Source organism: Meiothermus rufus DSM 22234, assembly GCF_000423425.1.
GTDB lineage: Bacteria > Deinococcota > Deinococci > Deinococcales > Thermaceae > Meiothermus > Meiothermus rufus.
The window spans coordinates 1-24,407 of sequence record NZ_AUHY01000045.1; the positions used below are offsets into that span (position 1 = coordinate 1).

Genomic DNA, 24,407 nt, shown 5'->3' on the forward strand with positions numbered 1-24,407 from the left:
GATGGGGGCAGCGAGTTCATGGCCGAGTTTGAGGAGGCCTGCTGTGCTCTGGGGATTGCCTTGTTTGTGCTGCCGCCGAGGAGTCCTAAACTCAATGGTCACGTGGAGCGGGTGCAACGGACCTTTAGGGAGGAGCTCTATACCCGGCCTCTGCCCCCCCGGCTCAGCGAGCTACAGGCAGAGCTGGATGCCTACCTGGACCACTACAACCGCCGAAGGCCTCACATGGCCCTGGGGGGTCTTGCTCCCTTGGAGTATTTAGCTAAGATGCAGGAGGAGTCGGTTCCCCAGTCTCACATGTGTTGACCGATTACACCCTCTTTACATCCCGAGGGCCCCATCCGGTATGATGCCTGGGGTTTCATCTGCCCCTCAGAAACCTCCCCTGGCCGAGTGCGGGTAGAGATGATGGGGCTGTGGTGCAAAGGGAAGGGCTATGCGCTTGCGGGCTGATTTGCTTCCCCAGGAGAACCTTAGCTATCCGGATGTGGTGCTGGTGGTAGACGTGATCCGAGCCACCACCACGGCCACCGCTTTTCTGGAGGCAGGGGCGGCTAGCCTATACCTGACCGCTGATCTGGATAGCGCTCGCGCTTTTCGCGATACCGATGTGGTACTGGCGGGCGAGGAGGGAGGGCTCAAGCCTAGTGGTTTCGACTATGGCAATTCGCCCAGAGAAGCCCGAGAGGCCCCGGTAGGGGGCAAAATAGTGGTGATGAGCACCACCAATGGAACCCGCACAGCCCATCTGGCGGCTCGTAGTGCCAAGTATGTCCTGCTGGCCTCGCTGTACAATGCCCACGCTGCGGCCCGGTTGGCCCACCAGCTAGCGACCGAGGAGGTGGCCATTCTTTGTGCGGGTAAGGAGGGCCGCATTGGCCTAGACGATGTGTATACTGCAGGCGTACTGGCCGAGTTTTTGCAGATTATGGGCTCTTATGAACTCGAGGACGGAGCCCTGACGGCCCTCACCACCCGCCGGGCCTACCCCGACCCCCTCGAGCCCTTACACCTTTCTGCTGCGGCCCAGGCCTTGCGCCAGGTGGGCCTGGAGGCCGATGTACCTTTTTGTGGGCAGATAGCGGTTTCCTCTGCGGTGGCCGTGCTGGAGGGCCGGGTGGGGGAGGCCCTGATTTTCCAACGGGCCCATTGGGCTGCCCAGGCGCCTGCCTCCTAGGGGCCCCGGCAGGGCAGCCCAACGGTAGGGCCCTAGTTACCAAAGAGGTAGGTTAGCGCTGGGGCCAGCCCTTGTCGCCAGGTCATCCAGTTGTGACCGGAGGGCCGCTCGAGGTAGGCGTGAGGGTAGCCCTTGTCGGCCAGCATGGCGGCAAAACGCCGATTGGGGGCCAGCAGCCACTCGATCTGGCCGGTTTCGCAGTAGAAGCGCAGGGGAAGGGTGGGGGTGGCCTGATACTGCTCGGTGAGCCACTCTGGGTCGGTGAAGGAGTTGCCTCCCTTAGGAGAGGCGGTAAGGCAGGCCGACTGGGTGGCCACCTTGGAAAAAATCTGCGGGTTGCGCCAGGCCAGCCAGGCCGAGACCAACCCCCCCAGGCTGGCCCCCAGAAGGCCCTGTTCCGGGGTGGGGCCGTAGTGAGCCTGCACTGCAGGCATCACCTCCTGCAGCAGGTGGGCCTCGTAGGCTAGGTTGAACCAGTACTCCTGGCGGCGCTCCTCGGGTTCGACAAATACGATTCGCAGGGGTTTAATTTCGCCTAGCTCGAGCAGGCCTTGGGCAACCTCGGCCAGCCGGGCAGTGCGGTAGTAGGCCACACCATCGTGCACATACAGGGTGGCCTGGGCTGGCTCGTTGGGGTTATAGACGTAGTAGCGGCGCGTGGTGCCAAAGGCTGCCGATTCCAGCCGGTGACGGTGTACCTGAACGGGCTGGGAAGGAGGGCGGGGCGGGACGTAGCGGAAGCCCGGTAGCTCGATGGCCCTTGGGTAGCTCCACCAAGGGTTCTGGGCCTTGTGGGGGTTGTCGGGGTCGGGGAAGGGTTGGCCCTGGGCATCCAGGAAGGCGTACTCGATATAGGCCCCGGCAGGGAATTCCAGGGTCAGGGGTTCGGCGATGGGGATCGGTCGGCGTTCCCAGTCAGTGAAGTCACCAATAAGGTAGCGGGCCTTGGCCGGAGGGTGAAAGGTTACATGGCGCGGGTGAACCTCGACCATACCCCCATACCTTAGCGCAAAAGGCCGGTGGGATACGATGAAAGGGTGAACCCTTCCCTCGACCCCTATGGCGCAGTGGTGGCCTGGGTGAACCCCACGGACGAATTCAGCCCCACCCCAGGTCCCTTGGCGGGTCTTTCCTTTGCGGCCAAAGACCTGTTCGATGTAGCTGGCATGCCCACCGCGGCAGGTAATCCCCAGTTCGCCGAATACTGGGGGCTGCCCACCCAGGATGCCTGGGCAGTGGCCCGGCTCAAGCAGGCTGGGGCCTGGTTGGTGGCTAAGACCCATACCCACGAGCTGGCCTATGGTATGACCGGCATCAACCCCCACTTTGGCACCCCGCAGAACCCCCGGCGGCCCGGAGCGATTCCCGGCGGCTCATCCTCGGGGTCGGCGGTGGCCGTGGCAGCGGGCCTGGTTCCGGTAGCCCTAGGAACCGATACGGCCGGTTCGGTGCGGATACCCGCCTCATTTTGTGGTATCTACGCCTACCGTCCCACCCATGGGGCTATCCCGGCTACTGGGGTGGTACCCCTGGCCCCCAGCTACGACACCGTGGGCCTTTTGGCCCTAGAGCCGGGAGTTATGCGGCGCTTCGCCCAGGTTCTGCTGGCGGATGCCTGTGGGCAGGAGCCTTTTGTGCGGGCCTTGATCCTTGTGGAGGCCCTCGAGGTCTGCGCGCCCGAGGCCCAGCAGGCGGTAGAGCAGGTGGCCCAGAGGCTTCAGGCCTTAGGCTGTAGGATTGAGGAACGTCGGCTTGGCCTGTTGGTTGCTGCACGGGAGGTACAGCGGGTCTTGCAGGGAGCCCAGGCCTGGGGCTTCCACCAGCGCTGGTTGGAGGAAAAACAACCTCCGTTGGGCGAGGATGTACGCGCACTTTTGCAAACCGCCTCGAGGCTCACCCCGGGCGAGATTGGCCGGGCCTTGGCCGAGCAGGTGCGCCTGAGAAGCGAGATGGGGGCCTGGCTCGAGCCCGGTACCCTGGTGCTGTTGCCGGCCACCCCCAGCCCAGCCCCATTACTAGCCGACCTACAGGATGCTGAAAAAGCCCTAGCCTTCCGCCTGCGCACCCTCAGCTTAACCTGCTACGCCAGCCTGCTGGGGGCTCCGGCAGTTACTGTGCCGCCGGTATGGGCCAGTCCAGAGGCCGAGGCAGAAGCTCCCGTAGGGGTGCAGCTTGTGGGGCCTTGGGGCAGTGACTTGGCTTTGCTCGAGCTACTGTGCCGTTCTAAGGAATAAAGCGAAGGATGAAGCGGTAGGCAAAAACCTCGCCTCTTCCCGCGGCCATGGCCCCGGCGATCATGTTCCAGATGACCAGCCCCAGCAGGACAAGGGAGAGGGGGATAGCTAAAATCAGCCCCAGCACAGTGATAGCCAAGAGCCAAAGGCCTATACCAAAGAGCGTGTAGCTGATCTGGGCGTTCATAGACTCCTTGGCGTTGGCCTGGGTCAGGGCATCCTTGGGGCCAACGAGCAGCACCAGCAAGGGTAGGAGAAACTGCCCTATGGCAAAAAAGAGGCTGAGAATCGGCGCAAAGTGAACGAGTACAGCCCATAGCCGCTCGGCCTGAGGGGTGGGGGAGGGGGTACCCGGTTCCATGAGCAGAATATAAGACAATGGTGAGAAAAAGGCAAGATAGCCCAAGACTGGCTTGGGGGATTAAACCCGGATATTCACCCGGGCCCCGCTTTCGTAGAGGTGGATCGAGTCGATAAAGCGCACCACCTTGGTCTTGTAGCCCATCACGATGGAATGGGTACGGGCTCCCCCGCCGAAGTAGCGCACCCCCTCGAGCAGCTCGCCATGGGTGATGCCGGTGGCCGAGAACACGATTTGTTGGCCCGGGGCTAGGTCGTGGGTGCGGTATATTTTCTTTTCATCCACGCCCATGGCCCGGAGGCGCTCGAGCTGGGCCTGGTTTTCCGGTAAAAAGCGCCCTTGAATCTCCCCGCCCATGCACTTGAGGGCTGCGGCGGCCAGCACCCCTTCCGGGGCTCCTCCGCTACCCATCATGGCGTGAACCCCGGTGCCGCGCACCGCCACCGCCACGGCGGCTACCACGTCGCCATCGGTGATGAGCTTGACCCGGGCTCCGGCTCGCCGCACCTCCTGGATGAGCTGTTCGTGGCGGGGGCGGTCTAAAATCACCACCACCAGGTCTTCCACCCTGCGTTGCAGGGCGTCGGCAATGATGCGCAGATTGGCCTCCACGGGGAAGTCCAGGCTGACCTTGCCGGCTGCGGGGGGGCCTACCACCAGCTTTTGCATATACATGTCGGGGGCCCCTACCAAGCCACCTTTCTCGCTGATGGCGATGACCGTAATGGCGTTGGGCAGCCCCTTGGCGGTGATGTTGGTGCCCTCTACGGGGTCCACCGCAATGTCCACCTCCGGCCCACCCTGGCCCAGCACCTCCCCGATGTAGAGCATCGGCGCCTCGTCCATCTCTCCCTCACCGATGACCACCCGACCGCGGATGGGCAGCTCGGAGAGCACCTGGCGCATAGCCTCGGTTCCAGCGGCATCTACGGCGTCTTTTTGGCCCATTCCGGCCCAACGGCTGGCTGCCAGGGCGGCCTGCTCGGTGACCCGGGCCACCTCGAGCACCAACAGCCGCTCAATGTCCATGTCCGTGTGGATTTCCATACCTAGAGCTTACCAAGAAGCAGACCCCCGGTTGACTCGGTGGGCCGGTATTAGCCCGGTTGATGCCGCTGCCAGAGGGTACGGGCCAGGTCGCTGGGCGATACCCCCTGCTCGGCCAGCACCACGAGCAGGTGAAACAGCAGGTCAGCCGCCTCCCAGGCTACCTCTTGTGGGGCTTGGTTCTTGGCTGCGATGATGACTTCCCCTGCTTCTTCTCCGATTTTCTTAAGGAGGCGATCCAGGCCGGCCTGGTGCAGCTTAGCCACGTATGAGCCTTCCGGCAGGGCCACGAGGCGCTGCCGGATGGTGCGGTAGACCTTTTCCAGCACCTCGCCTAAAGGGGGGTGGTCGGTGGGGGTAAGGGCCTGATGGAAGCAGCTCTCCGCTCCGGTATGGCAGGCCGCTCCCTGGGGGAGCACCTTGTAGAGCACCGCGTCCTGGTCGCAGTCCAGCAATACCTCGAGCACCTCTTGGGTGTGGCCCGAGGTCTGGCCTTTGACCCAAAGTGCGCCACGACTACGGCTCCAGAAGGTGCTCTGCCGGGTTTGTAGGGTTCTTTCCAGGGCCTCCCGGTTGGCGTAGGCCAGGGTTAGTACCTGTCCCGAACGGGCGTCTTGCACCACAACCGGAACCAGGCCCTCCTCATCGAAGCGGACGTCGGTAATCTCCATAAGGCGGATTTTAGCCCACCGGCAGCCCTAGGGAGAGGCTAGTTGCACCGGTACTCTCCTACCCGCTGGCTGGGTACCTGAATCCAGATCAGGCGGTCGGGGGGGGTTTGGGGAGAGGCTACGCAGCTGGTGCTGCGGTCCAGGGCAAGGGTTTGGTAGGGACGGGCGTTGGTTAGAGCGGGGCCAGGGCGGGCAATGTAAGAAGGTAAGGGTGGACTTTCGCGTACACTGCTTCCTGAAAGAAGGGCAGTGGGAGTAGGGGCGGGGGCTCGCGGGGCCTGGCGGCTGGGGAAGACCGCGCTAACCCCGCTCGAGCTCTCGTTGCCGCTGAGCAGGTCGAAACTGGCTTGAACCAGGCCGGGGGGCATGGGGAAGTCGCCTGCGGGCCGGCCCCGCAGGGCCTCCTCTACAAAGTCGCGCCAGATGGGGGGGTTAACCAGGGAACTGCTAGGCTCCACCCCGCCCATGCGCTGGGGTTTGTGGTCGTCGCGGCCTACCCACAAGGCGGCCACCAGCCCCCGGGTGGCCCCGGCAAACCAAAGATCGATGGCGTTGTCGCTAGTGCCGGTCTTGCCCCCCACGATCCGTCCTGGAATTCGCGCGCCCGCGGCCAGGCTGCTGCGGAAGCCAGGAGGCACGTCGTAGACATACCCTTTGAGCATGTCCCAAATCTGATAGGCCACCTGAGGGCTCCAAAGCAGTATTTTTTTATTCTCTGGTTCGTAGATAAGCCGGCCTTTGCTGTCTTCCACCCGTAGTACCAGACGGGGTTCCACCCAGTAGCCTCCGTTGACGAAGCTGGCGTAGGCCGCGGCCAGCCCCACCGGGGTAATCTCCGCCCCACCCCCAATGGAATTGGCCAGAACGGCTATATTGCCCGCCAGGCGGAAGCCTGCGGCCCGCAGCTTGTCGCCCAGCCGCTCGACCCCGATGGCCTCGGCCGTACGGATAGCGGGTAGATTTAGCGAGCGGTCGAAAGCGTAGCGGATGCTCACGGGGCGGTTTAGGAAGGTGCCATCGAAGTTTTTGGGGCGCCAGACCCCTTGGGGGGTGCGGTACTCGATAGGGGCGTCCAACACCGTGGTGGCCTGGGTCCAGCCAGCCTCGAGGGCCACCCCATAGGTAAAAGGCTTGATGGCTGAGCCGGGGCTGCGCCAGGCCTGGGTAGCCCGGTTGAACTCGCCTTCGGTGCCGGGCCGGGCGCCCACCATGGCCAGCACCTCACCCGAGTTGGGCTCCAAAGCCACCAGGGCGAGCTGGGCCTGGTCGGGTAGGCGCCGGTTACTGACGGCTTTTTCCGCAGCGTTTTGCATGCGCAAATCCAAGGTGGTGATGACCCGCAAGCCCCCTTGGTTGCGCAGCTTATCGCTCCCGATTTTATCGCGCAGGTAGCGCTGTACCTCGTAGACGAAGTAGGGGGCCAGGCGCACGTTGCGCTCGGGCATGATGCGGGCGCTAGGGTCGAGGAGTTTGGCGCTTTTCAGGTTGCCCTCGTCGTCGTAGCTAACCTCCCATCCTTTGGGGGCCAGCTTGTAGCGCCAAGCGGCCTCGGCCTCGGCGGGGCTAACCCACCCGTCCTCGACCATGTTGTTGAGCAAGACCCGGATGCGCCGGCGGGTAGCGGGGTAGTCGAGATAGCGGGGGTTGGGTGCAGGCAGCAAGACGGCCAAGTAGGCCCCCTCGGCCAGGTTTAGCTCGGCAGGTTCTTTGCCGAAATAAGCCTGAGCGGCAGCCCAGATGCCCTGGGCGTTGCCTCCCCAGGGAACCACGTTGAGGTACATCTCCAGGATTTCTTCCTTGGAGTAGCGGCGCTCGAGTTGAATGGCCAGGGGAAACTCTTTGAGTTTGCGCTCGAGGCCGCTGATCCCCCGACGCTCAAAGGCCAGCTCGCGCAGCAGAGTGTTTTTGACCACCTGGGTGGTGATGGTTGAACCCCCCTGTAGGTCACCCCGCAGGGAGTAGTACAGCCCTCCCAGCAGGCGTATGGGATCCACGCCGTAGTGCCGGAAGAAGCGCTGGTCTTCTGAGGCCACCACCGCTACCACGGCTGCGGGGGAGACCTCCTCCAGCCGCACCAACTGCCGGGCAATGGCCCGACCATCCTCTACTGAGGCTAGGTCAGCTATCGGAATGCCATCGCGGGTATAAAAGGTCGAGGTGGCGGTGAAACGCAGTTCATCGAGGGCCTCGAGGCTGGGTAGGTCGCGCAACAACAGCCAGGCTATATAGCCCGCTGCACCAGCCGCTCCTAAAAAAGCCGCCGCTAGGAATACTTTGAAAATCCGGAAAAATCCGCGCACGGGCTTCAGTGTACCAGCCACAGATTAGACTTTGGCTAAGCCTCTAGCCAGGTTGGCCTTGGGATAGGTTGCGCAGAATGGCGGAGAATGCTTTGCGGTCGACAGGCTTGGACAAAACATGCTCGGCGCGGGTGAACTCGGCGGTAAGCTTGGTGCGCTCGTCGTTGTCGCTAATCAGGAGCACCACCGGTACTTCCCGCAAGCGCCGGCTCATTTTCAGGCGCGAGGCGATGGAAAAGGGGTCTATCTCGAGGCTATCGTCTAGCACAATGGCCCGGGGGGTGTGGTTCTTGAGAAAATTTAACCCTTCCTGAGCTTTTTCAAAAAAATGCGCCTCGATTCCCTGCTCTTCGATGGCTAGCTCGAGCAAGGCCCGCAGGGGGTGGCTGGGGGTGACCACCAGTACGCTATTGCTGTGCACCGCTTCCGCCATATGCATTGATACTAGCAAAACCTTTAGCGGGGATATGGCCATTTGTCACACAAAAACCCTCTGGGGATAACCCAGAGGGGAGAGTGGCTGGGGCACGTGGACTCGAACCACGACCGGCGGTTCCAAAGACCGCTGTCCTGCCATTAGACGATGCCCCAAGGCAGGGGTGGGTAAGCACGGATTGGCCGGTGGCCTACCCAGTTTGGCAAGCGGTATTTTAGGGGGCTGGCGGCCCGGTGTCAAATAGGGGCTTTCGGGGTAGCCGCTGGCCCGTGACTTTACGGCTAAGTTGTGCTAAAGTCTCTACTCGGCCCATCGGGCTATCCCAGTTTGGAGGGGTGCCGGAGTGGTTGAACGGGCCGGTCTCGAAAACCGGTATAGGGGTTTCCCCCTATCGAGGGTTCGAATCCCTCCTCCTCCGCCAGAAGCTCCGCCCTAGGGCGGAGCAGCCTTTTGGTTTAGACCTCACCGTCTGGTGGAGGCCTTGGTCTTAGGCTTAGAGGCAATGGATACGGTTTTGCACCAGGTTACTCCGGAGGAAGTCCGCATTCTCTTAGAGCAGCTCGGCTTCAACGCGGAGCAGCTCAAGGAAGACTTGTTCGGCCTCGAGTTCCCCAACAGTCTTCGGGGCCAGCTCATCACCTACGGTGAGCCGCATGTGACCAGCCTGCAGTTACGGGCCGGCTTTTCTGGCTTCGACCGAGTAGAAGCGCGCCACCTGCTCAACTGGAACCGCCGCTACCGCTTTACCAAGTCTTATCTAGATGCCGATAACGACCCCGTGCTGGAAAGCGACCTGCGCCTGGAGGGGGTTACCGCTGAGGCTGTTCTTGTTTTCGTGCGCGACTTCGCCGACCAGCTCACGTTGTTTTTCTCCTACCTGCGCATGATAGACGCGGGCTTGGTGGAGTAGGCCAGCTCAACCCACCCAAAAACCGAAATCGCCCTCTAGAAGCCTGCGCCGGCTCAGTTCTTTGTAAACGTCCTCCTTTCCCGAGGCCAGGGCTCTTTGGAATGCCCCTTGGCCTAGCAGGTAAACTAGGCTGGCTAGCTCTCCTACCACGGTGAAACCGCGTAGGTGCTGCTCCGTGGCCCATAGCCTTTGGGCGGTGCGGAGGGAAAGCTGCCAGGGCTTTTTCAGGTAGTGCTCGGGGCCATGCCAGGGGTTGAGCTGGTTTTGGTAAGTGGCCTTTTCTGGTCCCTCTAGGGCCAGCACTGCCCCGGGGGCGCAGTACCGGGGCGGGAGGTTGGTCAGCACCCCCCGGCAGGCCAGGGGGCGGTGGGCATGCCCAAAACAGCCTCCATCCGGGGTAAGCAGGGGACAGGGGTTGGCCTCCAGGAAGTAAGCGGTAGCAAAACCGGGCCGGTGTTTCTCGCGGGCGATGCGCTTCAACCTTCTTGCACCTTCGGCTTCGCAGTGGGCCAGCTGCTCGGGGCTGTGTTCCGCTAGCCATTCCCGCAGGTATTCAGCCTCGGCAAGGCCCACCACTACCCAGGCGTAGCAGCAAGCAAAGCAGCCCCGGTGGCAGCTCACCTCGAGGCCCCGCTGGGCTAGATAATTTTGGACACGCTGTTCCAGAGCCAGATGCGCCCCGGCAACCGCTTGGCGCAGCCTTGGATCCATGCTTCTCATCTTACCCGGGGACTTGCAGACCGCCGGCGGTAGTTTGGATGGTACAATCCTGGCTATGAACATCCTGGGACGTCTGACTGCTATGCCAGCTTTGCCCCAGCCCTTGCAGGGCCTACGCGAGCTGGCCTATAACCTGTGGTGGAGCTGGAATCCCGAGGCGCAGCACCTGTTTGAGCAGATCAATCCTGCACACTGGAAGCGCTTCCGTTCAAATCCGGTGCGGGCCTTGCTCGAGGCCGACCCCCAGCGTCTGCAGGCGCTGGCCGAGAACCCCGGTTATGTGGGGGCGGTAGAGGCTACCCTTGCCGCCTTCCAAAGCTACCTGCGAAGCCGGCCCAAGAAACCCCCTCGCATCGCTTACTTCTCGATGGAGTACGGCTTCCACGAGTCACTACCCATCTACTCGGGGGGGTTGGGCATTCTGGCCGGTGATCATATCAAAGCCGCCTCCGATCTGGGCCTCGACCTTACTGGGGTGGGGATGTTTTACCACGAGGGCTATTTCCACCAGCGGCTCACCCCCGAAGGCCAGCAGCAGGAGGTCTACGAGGATTTGCTGGCGGAAGAGCTGCCGCTCGAGGTGGTCTTCCAGGGGGGTAGGCCCCTCAAGGTGGGGGTAGAGTTCCCCGGGCGAACCGTGCAGGTTATGGCCTACAAGGTTCAGGTAGGCACCATCCCGGTCTACCTGATGAGCACCAACCTGCCAGAAAACCGCCCCGAGGATCGGGCCCTCACCGCGCGGCTGTATGCCCCTGGGCAGGAGATGCGCATCGAGCAAGAGCTGATTCTGGGCATTGGTGGGGTGCGGCTGTTGCGGGCTTTGGGCCTTTCCCCCGAGGTCTGGCATATGAACGAAGGCCATGCGGCCTTTTTGGCCCTCGAGCGCATGCACGAGATGGTAATGGCGGGAAGCTCGTTCGACCAGGCCCTCGAGGCCACCGCTGCTGGCGCTCTCTTCACCACCCACACCCCCGTACCCGCCGGGCATGACGCTTTTCCCTTCGAGCTGGTAGAGCGCTACCTGGACGGTTGGTGGCATAAGCTAGGCCTTTCCAAGGAGGAGTTCCTGGCCCTAGGGCGGGAGGAGAAAAGCTATGGCCCGGTTTTTAGCATGTCCAACCTGGCTCTTAAGACCTCTCGTGCTGCGGGGGGGGTCTCGGCCCTGCACGGGGCGGTTTCGCGGGCCATGTTCCAGCACCTTTGGAAGGGCTTGGAGGTGGAGGAAATACCGATTGACCACATCACCAACGGTATTCACACCCGCACCTTTCTCCACCCTGAGATGCACGCGCTTTACGAGCGGGCCTTTCCCCCTACCTGGGCTGAGCGGCTGGACGACCCTAGCCAGTGGACGGTGGAGCGGTTGGAGGAGGACGAGCTGTGGCGGATTCGCAACCGGCTACGGGCTCACCTGGTAGAGGAGGTGCGCGCCCGCCTGTTCGAGCAGCGCCGCCGCAACGGTGAGCTGCCGGCTCGCCTACGGGCCGCGGAAAAGGTGCTCGACCCTACTGTACTGACCATCGGATTTGCCCGTCGCTTCGCAACCTATAAGCGGGCCATTCTGATGTTCACCGACCCAGAGCGCCTGGTTTCCATTCTGAATGGCCCCTTGCCGGTGCAGTTCGTGTTTGCGGGTAAGGCCCACCCCAAGGACGAACCCGGCAAGGAGTTCATTAGGAAGCTAGCCCAGAAAATCAAGGAGCTCGGGCTAGAGGACAAGATGATCTTGCTCGAGGACTACGACATGGGCCTGGCCCGTACCCTGGTGCAGGGGGTGGACGTCTGGCTCAACACCCCCCGGCGCCCTATGGAGGCCTCGGGCACCTCGGGCATGAAGGCCGCTCTCAATGGGGCCTTGAACTTCTCCATACTAGACGGCTGGTGGGCCGAGGCCTTCAACACCACCAACGGTTGGGCCATTGGCGATGATCGCTCCTATCCTACCGAGGAGGCTCAGGATCACGCCGACGCCCAAAGCTTCTACGACACCCTGCAGTACGAGGTCATCCCGCTGTTCTACGCCCGGGGTGCGGTGGGCACCCCCAGTGGCTGGCTGGCCATGGTGCGCGATAGCATCCGCACCTGTGGCCCCACCTATTCAGCCCAGCGGATGGTGAAGGCCTACCACCAAAAGTTCTACGCCCCACTGGCCCAGCGGGCCGCTCATCTGATGGCTGAGGAGGGGGCGGTGCTGAAAGAGCTAGCGGCCTGGAAGGCCCTGGTGCGTACCCACTGGGAAGGGGTTAGGGTCTGGGTGGAAGTGCCGCAGCCCCTGGCAGACCAACCCCTACACCTGCGGGCTTTCGTGCAGGCCTACGGCATTCCCGCCGAGACCTTGCGGGTAGAGCTGGTGGTGCGACGCAGTAGCGGCGACCTCGAGGTCATCCCGTTGCACCCCAGCGGCCAGGAGTGCGACGCGCTGCTTTACAGCGGCACCTACCAGCCCGCCCGTCCGGGCAGCTATGTCTACGGGGTGCGGGTGGTGGCGGTGCATCCTACCCTTGCCAACCCCCGCGAGACAGGGTTCGTAAAGTGGGCTGGGGCTGCGGTGGAGGAGCTGGTAGGGGCCTAGAAGGCCTCTGGGCTGGGTTTTTGGTAGGATGGGTAGATGAAGCGGTTGTACGGGATAGTGTGGCTACTGGGTGGGGTGCTGTGGGTTGTGGCCCAAGCCAACCTCACCCCCCAGGCGGCCCTCGAGCGCCTCTTTACCCAGCGGCCGGCCCAGGCCGAGTGGTTTGCCCCGGTTTTTTTGCAACAGGTACCGCTGGCCCAGGTGGAGCTTATCCTCCAGCAGCTAACGGGCGCGCTGGGTCAGTACGAGGGCGTAGAGCCCGACGGCCCCAACTTTCGGGTGAACTTCGAGCGGGGGGTGGTGCCAGCCCAGATTTCCCTCGATGCCCAGGGCCGTATCCAAGGGCTTTTCTTCCGGCCTGCCCAGCCCAAAACCGCCCTGACCCCTGAGCAGATACTGGCGGAGTACCGCAAGCTACCGGGCCAGGTCAGCGTGCTGGTGCTGGAGGGGGAGCGAGAACGCCTCAACCTGAACGCCGATGCTGTTCTGGCGGTGGGCTCGGCCTTTAAGCTGGCCGTGTTGGAGGCTTTGCGCCAGCAGGTGGAGACAGGACAGCGCCGCTGGGACGAGGTGGTGCCCCTACGCCCGGAGTGGAAAAGCCTGCCTAGCGGTACCATGCAAAACGAGCCGGATGGCACACCCATCAGCCTCGAGCGCTACGCTACCCAGATGATCGCCATCTCGGACAACACCGCCACCGACGCGCTCATCGCCATCGTGGGGCGGGCCGAGGTGGAAAAGCTGTCCCCCCGCAACCGGCCCTTTCTCACCACCCGCGAGGCTTTTGTGCTCAAGAACCCGCAGAACCGTGAGTGGCTCGAGCGCTACAGGGCCAACCCAGAAGGGCGGGCCGCTCTGCTGCCCCAACTGGCCCGCCTCCCCCTGCCCGATGCCAGCGTGTTTGCCGGGGGGCCGGTGGCTTTGGATGTGGAGTGGTTTTTCAGCACCCGCGAACTGTGCCAGCTCATGGGCCGGGTACAATCCCTGCCCTTCATGTCGCTCAACCCTGGCCTAGCCAACCCCGCCGACTGGATCCGGGTGGCCTACAAGGGTGGCTCTGAGCCAGGGGTGCTCAACCTGACGACCTGGCTGGTGGCCAAAAACGGCCAACCGTACTGCGTATCGGCTACCTGGAACAACCCCCAGACCCGGCTGGACGAAAACCTCTTTTTCCTGCTGTACACCAGCCTGCTCCAGAGCCTGAAGTAGACTGGCCTCATGCGGCTTTCTCCTTTTCGTTTTGAAGAAAACACCTTCTGGCTACTGGATCAGCGCAAACTGCCCTTCGAGGAGGCCTGGGTGCCCTGCCGTAGTGCGGCTGAGGCGGCCCAGGGCATCCGCGAGATGGTGGTGCGGGGGGCTCCGGCCATCGGGGTGACTGCGGCTTTTGGCATGGTGCTGGCCCACCTCTCGGGCGAAAACCCCGCCGAAGCCGACCGCCTGCTGCGCCAAAGCCGCCCCACCGCGGTTAACCTGTTTTATGCCTTGGGGCGCATGAAGCCCCACTGGGGCGACCTCGAGGCCTCCCTGCGCGAGGCCCGGGCCATCTGGGCCGAGGTAGAAGAGACCGAGCAGGCCATCAGCCGGCACGGGGCCCGGGTGCTAAAGGGCCAGGTGCTCACCCACTGCAATACCGGGCCGCTGGCCACCGGGGGCTACGGCACCGCCCTGGGGGCCATTGTGGAGGGCTACCGGCAGGGCCGGGTGCAGCACGTCTGGGTGGACGAGACCCGCCCCTACCTGCAAGGAGCCCGCCTCACCGCCTACGAGCTGCAAAAAGCCGGAGTGCCGGCCACCCTCATCACCGACAACATGGCCGCCTACCTGATGGGCAAGGGCCAGGTGGATGTGGTTATCCTGGGCACCGACCGCATGGCTATAAACGGCGACTTTGCCAACAAAATCGGCACCTACAGCCTGGCCGTGCTCTGCCACTACCACGGCATACCCTTCTACCCCGCCCTACCTCTTTCTTCGGTGGATCCCACGCTCAAAAGTGGTCAGGACATTCCCATCGAGGAGCGCAGCGCCCTCGAGGTGACCCACCTGCACGGGGTGCCCATTGCCCCGGAGGGCTTCCCCGCGGCCCACCCCGCCTTCGATGTGACGCCCCATCATCTGATTACCGGCATCGTCACCGAGAAGGGGGTGCTCTACCCGCCCTTCGACGAGGCCCTGTCGGCAGCCTTGGGGATTGAGCCATAGCCATGGGGGGTTGGTGGGAAGCGCTCACCGGGGCTCGCTGCCCGGGCTGTGGGGGGCCTTTGGATCAGCCTACGTTATGCCAGGCCTGCCGGCAGGCCCTGGTACCTCGGCACGCCCTGGGGCTGGTCTACCTGGGTGGCTACCAACGCTTTGGCGGGCTGGCCCGGGCGGTCAAGTACCGGGGCCACCTCGAGCTGGCCGCGCTTTTGAGCCAGCGGCTGGCCTTGGGGGTGCGGCAGGCGGGCTGGGTGCTAGCGGGGGTGACCGCGGTGCCGACCTTGTGGTCGCGCCGGCTGGTGCGGGGCTACAACCAGGCCGAGCTTCTGGCCCAGGCCCTGGCCCAAGCCCTAGGGGTGCCCTACCAGAGCGTGCTGCGCCGGGTGCGGGGTGGGCCTTCCCAGGCCCACAAAACCTTGCGTCAGCGCCTTTTGCTTCCCCCGGGAACCTTCCAACCGCTTCGCCGGGTGGAGGGGCCTTGGCTCCTGGTGGACGATGTGCTGACCAGCGGGGCCACCTGGGGGCAGGCCCGCCGGGCTTTGCTCGAGGCCGGGGCCTCCCGGGTTTACGGGGCGGCCATTGCGGTCAAGCGCCCACACCAGCTAGCCCCGTATTTCCTATAATCGGTTCAAGAACTCCACTGCAGGCAAGGGGTTCTTAACCGGCCCCGCGGGGTCGGGCCAGAGGGGGGATTGATGCGCAGACCACCACGCATTCGCAGGCTCGAGGAACTTCTCCCCTATATCCGCGAAGGCCGCTACCGCATGGGCCCTCACGTGGCCAAGCACATGCTGCAGGAGGGCTTTATCGAGCACGACGTTTTGCAGGCGGTGGAATGGGGCCGCGAGATGGCGGTTTACCCCGAGGATCAGCGCATGCTGGTGTTGGGCTATATGGTCTTTCCCCCCAACCTTCGGCTGCCCTTGCACGTGGTGCTGGAGTACCGCGAGCCCCGTTGGGTGGATATTGTGACGGCCTTTATCCCCAAGAAGCCCCACCAGGTGTATTCCAGGGCCCGCATCGCCGCCATCCTGCGCTTCGACGGTACCTTCGAGGAGGTGCGCTGGGTTCGCCCCAAATTCATTACAGCAGAGGATATCCCGCGCTAGATGCCCAGTAAGCGACGGGCTGCCTCGGCGTCCTGGGCAAGCTGGGCCCGCAGGGCTTCCAAGCTTTCAAACTTCCTTTCGCTGCGCAGCTTGCTTAGGAATTCCACGCTGAGTTCCTGGCCGTAGAGGTCGCCAGTGAAGCCAAACAGGTGCACCTCGAAGCGCAGGGCTTGGCCCGAGAGCGTAGGGCGGTAGCCGATGTTGGCCATGCCGCCAAACCGGCCCTGGGGCGTCTGTACCCGCACCACAAATACGCCTAGGGGCAGAATTTTGTGGGGGGCGACCTCGAGGTTGGCGGTGGGAAACCCCAGCCGCCGCCCCAGTTTGTCTCCCTCCTGCACGATGCCCCGGGCGGTGTAGGCCCGGCCTAGCAGCAGCCGGGCTTGGTCTACCTCCCCCTGGCGCAATAGCTCGCGGATGCGGCTGGACTTCACCGGTTCCCCACCCAGTTCCAGTAGGGACAGCACATGGGTAGGGGCCACCGTTTGCAAATCAGCCAAGCCCCCGGCCCTTCCCCGGCCAAAACGGAAATCCTGTCCCACGAAAAGGCACTGGGCCTCGAGGGTGCGCAGGTCTTGAAGGAAGTCCTCCTTGCTGCGCTGGGCGAAGGCCTGGTTGAAGGGCACGATCAGGGCCATCTCCACCCCTAACTCCCGCAGAAGCTCGATCTTCTCCGATAAGTCGGTGAGAAAGCCTTCCCCCCGCATGAAGACCTTGCTGGGGGGGTCGAAAGTGTAGACCAGCAGGGGGGTATGGCGGCGCTTGGCCTCGTTTTGCGCGGTGCGCAGGAGGTGCTGGTGGCCCAGGTGCAGCCCGTCGAAGCTGCCGATGGCCACCACCTTGGGCCCGGCAGGCGCATCGCAAGGATCGTTGATGAGGAGCATGGCCTTACCTGCCTTGCAGGGCAAAGAGAATGCCGGCCATGGCCGAGGCCGAGATTTCTACCCGGCCCTCCCGGGCAGCTTCCAGCACCTCTTGTGGGTCGTGCCACTCCACGCTGAGCTCCTCGTCGGCATCGGGCTGGGCGTAGGTGCTTTTTAGGTTGGTGGCGCGGAAAACGTAGAGCTTTTCGTCGCAGAAGCCAGGGGAAAGGTAGAAACAGGCCAGAAGCTCGAGGTCGCCCGCGAGTTGGGCCTCCTCGGCCAGTTCGCGCTGGGCTGCGGCCAGGGGGGTCTCGCCGGGGTCAATGAGGCCGGCGGGAATCTCCAGGGTCTGGCAACCCACCGCTGGACGGTACTGCCGTACGAAGAGCACCCTGCCCTCCTGTTGGGCCAACACCGCCACGGCGTCGGCGTGCTCGACAATCTCGTAGGGGCCCTGGAGGGCCAGATTGAGAATGCGTCCTTTGTACAGGTATTCCCGTTCGGGCATGTACCCAGGCTAAGGGCTGAGCTTCCTGACGTCAAATCGGGCTGAACTCGCTTTGGCCATCGGAAGCAAAACCGATAGACTAACCCTCGATGAGCGAGGAACAGCTATTTGAGCAGCTCAAGCGCGAGGTGGATCTGCTGGGGCGGGCCTTAGGCCAGGCCATCCGCAGGCTATCGGGGGAGCGGGTATTCGAGCTGGAAGAGCAGATTCGCGAGCTGACCAAAGCCTTGCGCCAAGGGTATAGCCAGGCCACCCACCAGCAACTGGTCTCCCTGGTGAGCAGCCTCACCCTTTCCGAAGCAGAAAGCATTATCCGGGCTTTTTCGGCCTATTTTCACCTGGTCAACCTGGCGGAGGAGCGCCACCGGGTGCGGGTCAACCGCGCCCGCGAGGAGCGCAGCAGCCCAGCCCACCCCCGCGGCGAGTCCTTTCTAGCCTTGGTAGGGCAGCTCAAGGCCCAGGGCCTCGGTTACGAAGAGACCGTAGAGTTGCTGTCCAAATTGCGCTTACACCTCACCTTTACTGCCCACCCCACCGAGACCCGCCGCCGCACCCAACGCTACCACATCAGCGAGATTGAACGGCTGCTCGAGCGGGGGGAAGAGGCTGCCCTGGAGCCTCGGGTGGCTCTCTTGTGGGGCACTTCCGAGTTGCGCAAGTCCCGCCCCACCGTGGAAGACGAGGTCAAGGGGGGGTTGTTCTACACCACCCACACCCTCTGGCAGGCGGTTCCCCGACTGGTGGAAGGGTTGGAACGGGCGGTGGAGGCGCACTATGGCCGTCGTCCCGAGCTTTCCTCCCCCCTGGTTTTCCGCAGCTGGATTGGGGGGGACCGGGATGGCAACCCCAACGTGACCCCCGAGGTGACCGCCTGGGCGCAGCAGTACGCCCGCGAGACCGCCCTACGCCGCTTTGTGGAGGATGTGGATGGCTTGATCCGTGACCTATCCCTGAGCGAGGATCGGATTGCCATTACCCGCGAGCTGCGCCTGGCCTTGGAGGAACAGGCCCAGCGCCTGGCCTTGCCCGAGCGCTTTCAAGGTGAGCCATACCGCCGCTTCGGCATGGTTCAGCGCTACCGGTTGCGGGCCCTACTGGGCGAGCAACCCGGCCCTGGCTACGCTAAAACGGCAGAGTTTGTGGCCGATCTGCGCAAAATGGAGGCTAGCCTAAGCCAGTTGGGGCTGGAAGCAGTAGCCCGGGCCCATGTGCGGCCTTTGCGCCACAACGCTGAGGCCTTTGGCCTCGAGCTGGTCAGCCTGGATTTGCGCGAGGAGTCGCGTGCCCTAACCGAGGCCGTGGCGGAGCTATTGCGGGTGGCCGGGGTACACGAGCACTACCTGACCTTAGACCCCTTGGCGCGGGAGGAGCTGCTGACCCAGGAGCTCGCCACCGCCCGCCCGCTGGCCCCAGTGGGCTACCGTCCGCAAAGCCGGGCCTTGCAAACCGCGTTGGAGGCCCTGCGGGCCTGGAAGACCCGCGGGGCCCACGTGGTCTCTATGACCCACCACGCTTCCGATCTGCTCGAGGTGTTCGTGCTGGCCCGTGAGGTGGGGTTGTTCCGTCCCGGGCGGGCCTTGCCCTTCGATGTGGTGCCGCTTTTTGAGACCCTGCACGACCTGGAGCAAGCGCCTTTGGTGGTGGCCCGGCTGCTGGATAACCCGGTCTTCCGGGCCCATGTGGAGGGCCGGGGCGGCCTCGAGGTGATGATTGGCTACTCCGACTCCAACAAGGATGCGGGCTTCCTGGCAGCCAACTGGGCCTTGTACAAAGCCCAGGAGGCCATCAGCCAGGTGGGGCGGGCCCGGGGGGTAGAGGTCTACTACTTTCACGGGCGCGGCACCTCTACCGCTAGGGGGGGCGGTACCGCCGGGCGGGCCATAGCCAGCCTGCCGCCCGGCACAGTAGGGCGCCGGATGCGCCTGACCGAGCAGGGCGAGGCCTTGGCCGACCGGTACGCGCATCCTGAGTTGGCCTACCGCAACCTCGAGCAGATGCTCTACCATCTGGCCCTGGCCTCGGCCCGCGACCTCTATGGCCAGGCTGAGCCTTTGCCTTTGCTATGGCGCGAGGCCATGGAAGAGGCCGCCCAGCGCTCTACCGAGGCCTACCGCGAGCTGTTGTCCCGCCCCGGTTTTTTCGAGTTTTACGAGCAGCTCACCCCCATCCGCGAGATCGGGGCCCTCAACATTGCCAGCCGTCCGGTTTACCGTTCGGGCCGGGTGCGGGAGATCAAGGACCTCCGGGCCATTCCCTGGGTGATGTCCTGGACCCAGGTGCGGCTTTTGCTGCCGGGTTGGTATGGCCTGGCCGAGGGGCTGGAGGCCATTCCCCTAAAGCTGCGGCGCGAGATGCAGGGGGCCTGGCCTTTCTTCGCCACCACCCTAGATAGTGCAGCCATCGCCCTGGCCAAGGCGGATCTGGGCATTGCCAGCGAGTATTTACGCCTGGTAGAGCCCTCCTTGGCCGAACGTTTTTTCCCGACCATTCGCCAAAGCTTACAAAAAACCCAGGCCTTGCTGGAGGAGACCTTCCAAAACCCTCTGCTCTACAAACACCCCGTGCTGGCCCGCCAAACCGAGCTGCGCAACCCTTACGTCGACCCCATCTCGCTGGTACAGGTCGAGCTTCTGGCCCGCTACCGCCGCACCCCTCCAGAGGCGCCCGAGCGCCCCGGATTGGAACGGGCCTTGATGCTTTCCATCCTGGGTATTGCCGCGGGTTTGCGCAACGCGGGGTAGCCTAAGCGTCGGTATGGGTGGCGATTTTGCCGTGGTATTTGCGCGGCTCGCCTTCGAGGATGCGCACCAGAGCCCTGGCCGACTGTTCCGGGGTAAGAACCCGTCCCTGGGCCTTGTAGCCGCGGAAGAGGGGCTGGAGTACCTCGCTGCCCCCACCTTGGGCCTCGCGCAGTTGGCGTTGCATCTCGGTTTCGACAATGCCGGGCCGGTAGATGAAGCAGGTGACCTCGAGGGCTTCGGTGGCGAGCTGGCGGGCCAGGTGTTCCTCGGCGGCTTTGGCGATGGCGTAGATGCCCATCCCGCTGATATTGTGTTCGGCCACCCCGGAGCCCAGGAAGACCGCAATGCTCCCGGGCTGGCGGATAAGGTGGGGGTAGGCAAAGCGGGCTAGCTGATAGCCTCCCTTGACGTTGGAGTCCATAATCTCGTCGTACTGCGACTCGATGAGTTCGTAGGTCAGGGGCCCGGCATTGAGCACGCCGGCGTTGTGAATGAAGCCGGTGAAATGACCGAGCTCGAGGGCTGCCCTGACCAACCCCTCGGCCACGGCTGCCTCGGCCACGTTGCCCGCTACCGCTTCGCAGCGCACCCCTAGCTCGCGCACCCGCTCGCGCACAAACTCGAGGGCGGTGGGGTTGCGGGCCCCAATCACCAGGTTGGCCCCGGCCTTAGCCAGCGCCAAGGCCAAAGCCTCGCCAATGCCCCGGCTAGCCCCGGTTACGATGAAGGTCTGTCCCCTAAGCTTCATGTCCCTTGTATACGCCAAATAGGCCCAAAGGGCTAGGGGTCAGACAGTTTTTACCCCTTGTGTTTTAACCTGGTGGAAGGCCGCGATGACCTGTTGGGTAAAGGCCTGGGTACTGCTCTTGCCCCCTAGGTCGGGGGTGGGCTGGGTGGTCAGGGCATGGGCCACGGCGGCCTCTATCTGCTGGGCTACCTCGGGCCGGTTTAGGGCATAGGTGAGCAACATGGCCGCGGAAAGGATGGCCGCGGTGGGGTTGGCGATGCCCTGGCCGGCGATGTCCGGGGCCGAGCCGTGCACCGGCTCAAAGAGGGGGGTTTTCTCACCCAGGCTGGCCGAGGGCAGTAGCCCCAGCGAGCCAGGCAGTACGCTGGCTAGGTCGGATAGGATGTCGCCGAAGATATTGCCGGTGACCACCACGTCGAAGCGGCTGGGTTTGGTGACCAGGTGCATGGCCATGGCATCGACATACTGATGCTCGAGGGCTACATCGGGGTAGTCTTGGTGCACTTCGTCCACGGTTTTGCGCCAGAACTCGCCTACCTCGAGTACGTTGGCTTTGTCCACACTACAGACCTGGCCTCGCCGCTTGCGTGCTGCCTCGAAGGCTACCCGGGCGATGCGTTCGACCTCGAGCTTGCTGTAGCGCTCGGTGTTCCAGCCTTCGGCCTCGCTCATACCCCGCGGTTCGCCAAAGTAGATGCCCCCGGTCAGCTCGCGGATGACCAGCACATCCACCCCTCGGGCAATCTCAGGCTTGAGGGGGGAGAGGTGCTCCAGCCCCGGAAGTACCTTGGCCGGGCGTAGGTTGGCGAAGAGGCCGTGGGCTTTGCGCAGGGCCAATAGACCGGTCTCGGCCCGCAGGTGGCGCGGCACGTGGTCCCACTTGGGGCCACCGATAGCCCCCAATAGAATAGCGTCGGCCTCCAGGCAGCCTTGCCGGGTAACCTGGGGGAAGGGTTCCCCGTGGCTATCGATGGCGTTGCCGCCAAAGGGGAAGGTTTCGAACTCGAGGCCCAGCCCATAGGATTGGTCGGCGGCCTGGAGCACCGCTACCGCCGCCTGGGTGACCTCGGGGCCGATGCCGTCGCCGGGAAGTAGGGCAATCTTGGGCATCCTAGCTCCTTACCGCCTTGGCCAGCCGGGCTGCGGCCTGGTCGATGAGCTCTCCGGCTTCCAGCAGGTCAGCGATAGGGTCCCAGCGCCCCTCCACCAAAGCCTTTTGTGCGGTGGGGGGGAGGTTTACCGGGAAGGAGCGGTCGCGATAGCGTACCTCGAGGCGCTCCACGTCTACCGTGACCTCGAGGCTGGGGTCTTGCGCTATGGCCTGGGCCAAGGCCAGGATGTCCTCCTTGGCCGCACTGACGCAGGCCAGCGAAAGGGTGGTGGCGTTACCAAAGAAAATCTCGGCGAAGCTTTGGCCGATGAGGGCGCGGAAACCCGCACGGTAGATGGCCTGGGGGGAGTGTTCCCTCGAGCTTCCGCAGCCGAAGTTGGCCCCTACCAGCATGATGCGCGCTCCCTTGAAGCGAGGGTCGTTTAGAGGGTGGGGTTTTTCGCTTCCGTCGGGGTTAAAACGCTCGTCGTAAAACAGCGCCTCACCCAGCCCATCGAAGGTGACCACCTTCAGGTAGCGGGCGGGGGTGATGCGGTCGGTGTCGATATCGTCCCCGGGGACGTATACCGCTCGCCCGGTGACTTGTCGGATGGGTTCTAACATTTACTCCTCCTTGTCCTTGAAAAAACGCAGAATACTCCAGATGCCCGCGATGGCTGCTGCCGCGCACAGGGCGAAGCCCAGCACGAAGACCCCCCAACCCAAGGCGGGGTTGGCCTCGAGGTTGGAAAGCCACACCCCTAAAGTAGCAATAGAAAGCAGTACCGAAAGGGCGATTAGGGCTACCCCACGGATCAGCGCTAGCGTTGCCAAGGTCGAACCCCCTTGTGCCCAAGCGCTCCCTGCCCCTCCCAAAAGGGCGTGGGGGTTTGCGCGGCCTGGTCGCGGTGCCCCACTTCAGGCCCCTACCCGCTCGCCTACGCCGAAAACCTCACGGGCGTCGCTAATCTCGCCAGTGATTGCGGCGGCCACCACCATCACCGGGGACATCAGTACGGTGCGGCCCAGAGGGCTGCCCTGGCGGCCCTTGAAGTTGCGATTGGAGGAGGAGGCGCACAGCTCGTCCCCCACCAATCGGTCGGGGTTCATAGCCAGGCACATCGAGCAGCCTGCTCCCCGCCATTCGAAGCCGGCCTCGCGGAAGATATCCGCAATCCCTTCCTCTTCGCAAGCTTTGGCCACTTGCTGCGAGCCCGGCACCGCGATGGCCCGCACCCCAGGGGCTACTTTGCGGCCCTTGAGGTATTTGGCCGCCTCGCGGAAGTCGGAAAGGCGCCCGTTGGTGCAGCTTCCCAGGAAGGCCACATTCACCTTAACCCCCTTGATGGGCTGGCCAGGTCGCAGCTTCATGTGGGCCAGGGCCTCTTCCAGGCTAGCCCGCTGGGCTTCGGGATACTGGGCCGGATCGGGAACCCGATCGCTGATGGCGCAGCCCTGGCCAGGGTTGATGCCCCAGGTGACGGTCGGGGGGATGTCCTCGCCTTGGATGTTCACCACGTCGTCGTAATGGGCGTCGGGGTCAGAGGCCAGGGCCTTCCAGCGGGCCACGGCCTCATCCCAGGCAGCCCCCTTGGGGGCGTAGGGCCGGCCTTTGAGGTAGTCGAAGGTGGTCTGGTCGGGGTTGACGTAGCCGATGCGGGCACCCCCCTCTATAGACATGTTGCAGACCGTCATGCGCTCTTCCATGCTGAAGCGCTCGAAGACGCTGCCGCCGTACTCATAGGCGTAGCCCAGGCCCCCGTTTACCCCCAGGGTTCGGATGATGTGTAGGATGACATCCTTGGCGTAGACCCCGGGCTGAAGCTTGCCGTTTACATTGATGCGGCGCACCTTGAGCTTGCTCACCGCCATGGTTTGGGTGGCCAGCACATCGCGTACCTGGGTGGTGCCAATGCCGAAGGCGATGGCCCCAAAAGCCCCGTGGGTGGAGGTGTGGGAGTCACCACAGGCGATGGTCATGCCCGGCTGGGTGATGCCCTGCTCTGGGCCAATAACGTGCACGATGCCCTGCTGCCCCGAGGTTACATCGAAAAAGGTGATGCCGAACTCCTGCACGTTTTTGCGCAGTTGGCGGATCATCTCATCGGCCTGAGGGTCTTCGAAGGGTTCCAGGAGGGAGTGGGTGGGCACGATGTGGTCTACAGTGGCAAAGGTGCGCTCGGGGTAGCGTACCTTGAGGCCCAGATCGCGCAGCATTCCAAAGGCCTGCGGGCTGGTGACCTCGTGGATGAGATGAGTATCGATGAAAAGTTGGGTCTGCCCGTTGGGCAGGGTGCGGATGGCGTGGCTCTCCCAGACTTTCTCGTACAGGCTTTTTCCCATAGGGCGGGTTTCCTCCTTTTGAAGAAAAAACCCCAGAGGGCGGGGCTCCGGGGTCGGGTGCGCGGCAGGCTAGACCCCAGGTCTTCGGGGCCGTAGCGGTTGTGCCGGAACGCTCATCCCCCTGAGTATACGCTTTGGTATACCAAGCGTCAAGCTGGTGTAATCGGTCAACACATGTGAGACTGGGGAACCGACTCCTCCTGCATCATAGCTAAATACTCCAAGGGAGCAAGACCCCCCAGGGCCATGTGAGGCCTTCGGCGGTTGTAGTGGTCCAGGTAGGCATCCAGCTCTGCCTGTAGCTCGCTGAGCCGGGGGGGCAGAGGCCGGGTATAGAGCTCCTCCCTAAAGGTCCGTTGCACCCGCTCCACGTGA

23 protein-coding genes, 2 tRNA genes and 2 pseudogenes are annotated in these 24,407 nt (G+C 63.7%); 11 read left to right on the forward strand and 16 right to left on the reverse strand.

Annotation, left to right across the window (positions count from 1 at the left end; translation table 11 throughout):
* Together G552_RS15140 and G552_RS0109270 are read left to right on the forward strand one after the other, a co-directional pair.
* Window positions 1-350 (forward strand): annotated as a pseudogene (locus G552_RS15140) (integrase core domain-containing protein); the annotation flags it as partial.
* An 86-nt stretch (window positions 351-436) separates the two neighbouring features.
* Window positions 437-1,177 (forward strand): 2-phosphosulfolactate phosphatase, encoded by a 741-nt coding sequence (locus G552_RS0109270; RefSeq protein WP_027882786.1) that lies wholly within the window; start codon window positions 437-439, stop codon window positions 1,175-1,177.
* Window positions 1,178-1,209: 32 nt separating this feature from the next.
* Here G552_RS0109270 and G552_RS0109275 read toward each other — a convergent pair whose 3' ends face one another.
* A complete protein-coding gene (locus G552_RS0109275) occupies window positions 1,210-2,169 on the reverse strand; it encodes an alpha/beta hydrolase (protein ID WP_027882787.1) in 960 nt (319 codons plus the stop codon).
* Between the two features lie 45 nt (window positions 2,170-2,214).
* Here G552_RS0109275 and G552_RS16505 point away from each other — a divergent pair, with 45 nt between their 5' ends.
* A complete protein-coding gene (locus tag G552_RS16505) occupies window positions 2,215-3,411 on the forward strand; it encodes an amidase family protein (RefSeq protein ID WP_051195764.1) in 1,197 nt (398 codons plus the stop codon).
* Here the strand turns inward: G552_RS16505 and G552_RS0109285 are convergent.
* The 6 genes from G552_RS0109285 to G552_RS0109310 all read right to left on the reverse strand — a co-directional run bounded on the left by G552_RS0109285 (window position 3,401) and on the right by G552_RS0109310 (window position 8,381).
* Entirely contained in the window at window positions 3,401-3,772 is a 372-nt protein-coding gene (locus G552_RS0109285; RefSeq protein WP_027882789.1) for a DUF4870 domain-containing protein, read from the reverse strand. The two genes, G552_RS16505 and G552_RS0109285, sit on opposite strands and share 11 nt — an antisense overlap.
* 60 nt (window positions 3,773-3,832) lie before the next feature.
* The gene (gene glpX, locus G552_RS0109290) at window positions 3,833-4,801 is read right to left on the reverse strand and encodes a class II fructose-bisphosphatase (protein ID WP_027882790.1); all 969 of its coding nucleotides are present in this window, start codon (window positions 4,799-4,801) and stop codon (window positions 3,833-3,835) included.
* Window positions 4,802-4,869: 68 nt separating this feature from the next.
* Window positions 4,870-5,490, reverse strand: coding sequence for a bifunctional phosphoribosyl-AMP cyclohydrolase/phosphoribosyl-ATP diphosphatase HisIE (gene hisIE, locus G552_RS0109295; protein ID WP_027882791.1), 621 nt, complete (start codon window positions 5,488-5,490; stop codon window positions 4,870-4,872).
* Window positions 5,491-5,528: 38 nt separating this feature from the next.
* Window positions 5,529-7,790, reverse strand: a complete 2,262-nt coding sequence (locus G552_RS0109300) for a transglycosylase domain-containing protein (RefSeq protein ID WP_027882792.1) — start codon at window positions 7,788-7,790, stop codon at window positions 5,529-5,531.
* A 43-nt stretch (window positions 7,791-7,833) separates the two neighbouring features.
* Window positions 7,834-8,223, reverse strand: a complete 390-nt coding sequence (locus G552_RS0109305; protein WP_027882793.1) for a response regulator — start codon at window positions 8,221-8,223, stop codon at window positions 7,834-7,836.
* Window positions 8,224-8,307: 84 nt separating this feature from the next.
* A tRNA-Gln gene (locus G552_RS0109310) sits at window positions 8,308-8,381 on the reverse strand.
* 174 nt (window positions 8,382-8,555) lie between these two features.
* Here G552_RS0109310 and G552_RS0109315 point away from each other — a divergent pair.
* Window positions 8,556-8,647, forward strand: a tRNA-Ser gene (locus G552_RS0109315).
* A gap of 81 nt (window positions 8,648-8,728) precedes the next feature.
* Window positions 8,729-9,136 (forward strand): YbjN domain-containing protein, encoded by a 408-nt coding sequence (locus G552_RS0109320; RefSeq protein WP_027882794.1) that lies wholly within the window; start codon window positions 8,729-8,731, stop codon window positions 9,134-9,136.
* Between the two features lie 6 nt (window positions 9,137-9,142).
* On the opposite strand, the gene G552_RS0109325 is transcribed toward G552_RS0109320, so the two are convergent.
* Complete coding sequence (locus tag G552_RS0109325) at window positions 9,143-9,847, reverse strand: hypothetical protein (RefSeq protein ID WP_027882795.1); 705 nt, start codon at window positions 9,845-9,847, stop codon at window positions 9,143-9,145.
* 64 nt (window positions 9,848-9,911) lie between these two features.
* Here G552_RS0109325 and glgP point away from each other — a divergent pair, with 64 nt between their 5' ends.
* The 5 genes from glgP (at window position 9,912) to G552_RS0109350 (ending at window position 15,739) form a co-directional block, all read left to right on the forward strand.
* Window positions 9,912-12,428, forward strand: a complete 2,517-nt coding sequence (glgP, locus tag G552_RS0109330; RefSeq protein WP_027882796.1) for an alpha-glucan family phosphorylase — start codon at window positions 9,912-9,914, stop codon at window positions 12,426-12,428.
* Window positions 12,429-12,464: 36 nt separating this feature from the next.
* The gene (locus tag G552_RS0109335) at window positions 12,465-13,637 is read left to right on the forward strand and encodes a serine hydrolase (protein WP_027882797.1); all 1,173 of its coding nucleotides are present in this window, start codon (window positions 12,465-12,467) and stop codon (window positions 13,635-13,637) included.
* Between the two features lie 9 nt (window positions 13,638-13,646).
* Window positions 13,647-14,633: an S-methyl-5-thioribose-1-phosphate isomerase gene (gene mtnA / locus G552_RS0109340; RefSeq protein ID WP_027882798.1), complete on the forward strand. Its 987-nt coding sequence runs from the start codon at window positions 13,647-13,649 to the stop codon at window positions 14,631-14,633.
* 2 nt (window positions 14,634-14,635) lie between these two features.
* Window positions 14,636-15,253, forward strand: a complete 618-nt coding sequence (locus tag G552_RS0109345; RefSeq protein ID WP_027882799.1) for a ComF family protein — start codon at window positions 14,636-14,638, stop codon at window positions 15,251-15,253.
* Between the two features lie 72 nt (window positions 15,254-15,325).
* Entirely contained in the window at window positions 15,326-15,739 is a 414-nt protein-coding gene (locus G552_RS0109350; RefSeq protein WP_027882800.1) for a hypothetical protein, read from the forward strand.
* On the opposite strand, the gene ribF is transcribed toward G552_RS0109350, so the two are convergent.
* On the reverse strand, window positions 15,736-16,623 hold the full coding sequence (ribF, locus tag G552_RS0109355) for a riboflavin biosynthesis protein RibF (RefSeq protein ID WP_027882801.1): 888 nt from the start codon (window positions 16,621-16,623) through the stop codon (window positions 15,736-15,738). The two genes, G552_RS0109350 and ribF, sit on opposite strands and share 4 nt — an antisense overlap.
* A gap of 4 nt (window positions 16,624-16,627) precedes the next feature.
* Window positions 16,628-17,110: an NUDIX domain-containing protein gene (locus G552_RS0109360; RefSeq protein ID WP_027882802.1), complete on the reverse strand. Its 483-nt coding sequence runs from the start codon at window positions 17,108-17,110 to the stop codon at window positions 16,628-16,630.
* Window positions 17,111-17,199: 89 nt separating this feature from the next.
* Between G552_RS0109360 and G552_RS0109365 the strand changes: the two genes are divergently transcribed.
* A complete protein-coding gene (locus G552_RS0109365; protein ID WP_027882803.1) occupies window positions 17,200-19,851 on the forward strand; it encodes a phosphoenolpyruvate carboxylase in 2,652 nt (883 codons plus the stop codon).
* A gap of 1 nt (window position 19,852) precedes the next feature.
* Here G552_RS0109365 and G552_RS0109370 read toward each other — a convergent pair whose 3' ends face one another.
* The 6 genes and pseudogenes from G552_RS0109370 to G552_RS15145 form a co-directional block, all read right to left on the reverse strand.
* Entirely contained in the window at window positions 19,853-20,599 is a 747-nt protein-coding gene (locus G552_RS0109370; protein ID WP_027882804.1) for an SDR family NAD(P)-dependent oxidoreductase, read from the reverse strand.
* A gap of 39 nt (window positions 20,600-20,638) precedes the next feature.
* A complete protein-coding gene (gene leuB, locus G552_RS0109375) occupies window positions 20,639-21,709 on the reverse strand; it encodes a 3-isopropylmalate dehydrogenase (RefSeq protein ID WP_027882805.1) in 1,071 nt (356 codons plus the stop codon).
* A gap of 1 nt (window position 21,710) precedes the next feature.
* A complete protein-coding gene (leuD, locus tag G552_RS0109380) occupies window positions 21,711-22,313 on the reverse strand; it encodes a 3-isopropylmalate dehydratase small subunit (protein WP_027882806.1) in 603 nt (200 codons plus the stop codon).
* Window positions 22,314-22,523 carry a hypothetical protein gene (locus tag G552_RS0109385; protein WP_027882807.1) on the reverse strand — a complete coding sequence of 70 codons (210 nt, stop codon included), beginning with the start codon at window positions 22,521-22,523 and terminating at the stop codon, window positions 22,314-22,316.
* 84 nt (window positions 22,524-22,607) lie between these two features.
* Window positions 22,608-24,032, reverse strand: a complete 1,425-nt coding sequence (gene leuC, locus G552_RS0109390) for a 3-isopropylmalate dehydratase large subunit (protein WP_027882808.1) — start codon at window positions 24,030-24,032, stop codon at window positions 22,608-22,610.
* 69 nt (window positions 24,033-24,101) lie between these two features.
* Window positions 24,102-24,407 (reverse strand): annotated as a pseudogene (locus tag G552_RS15145) (integrase core domain-containing protein); the annotation flags it as partial.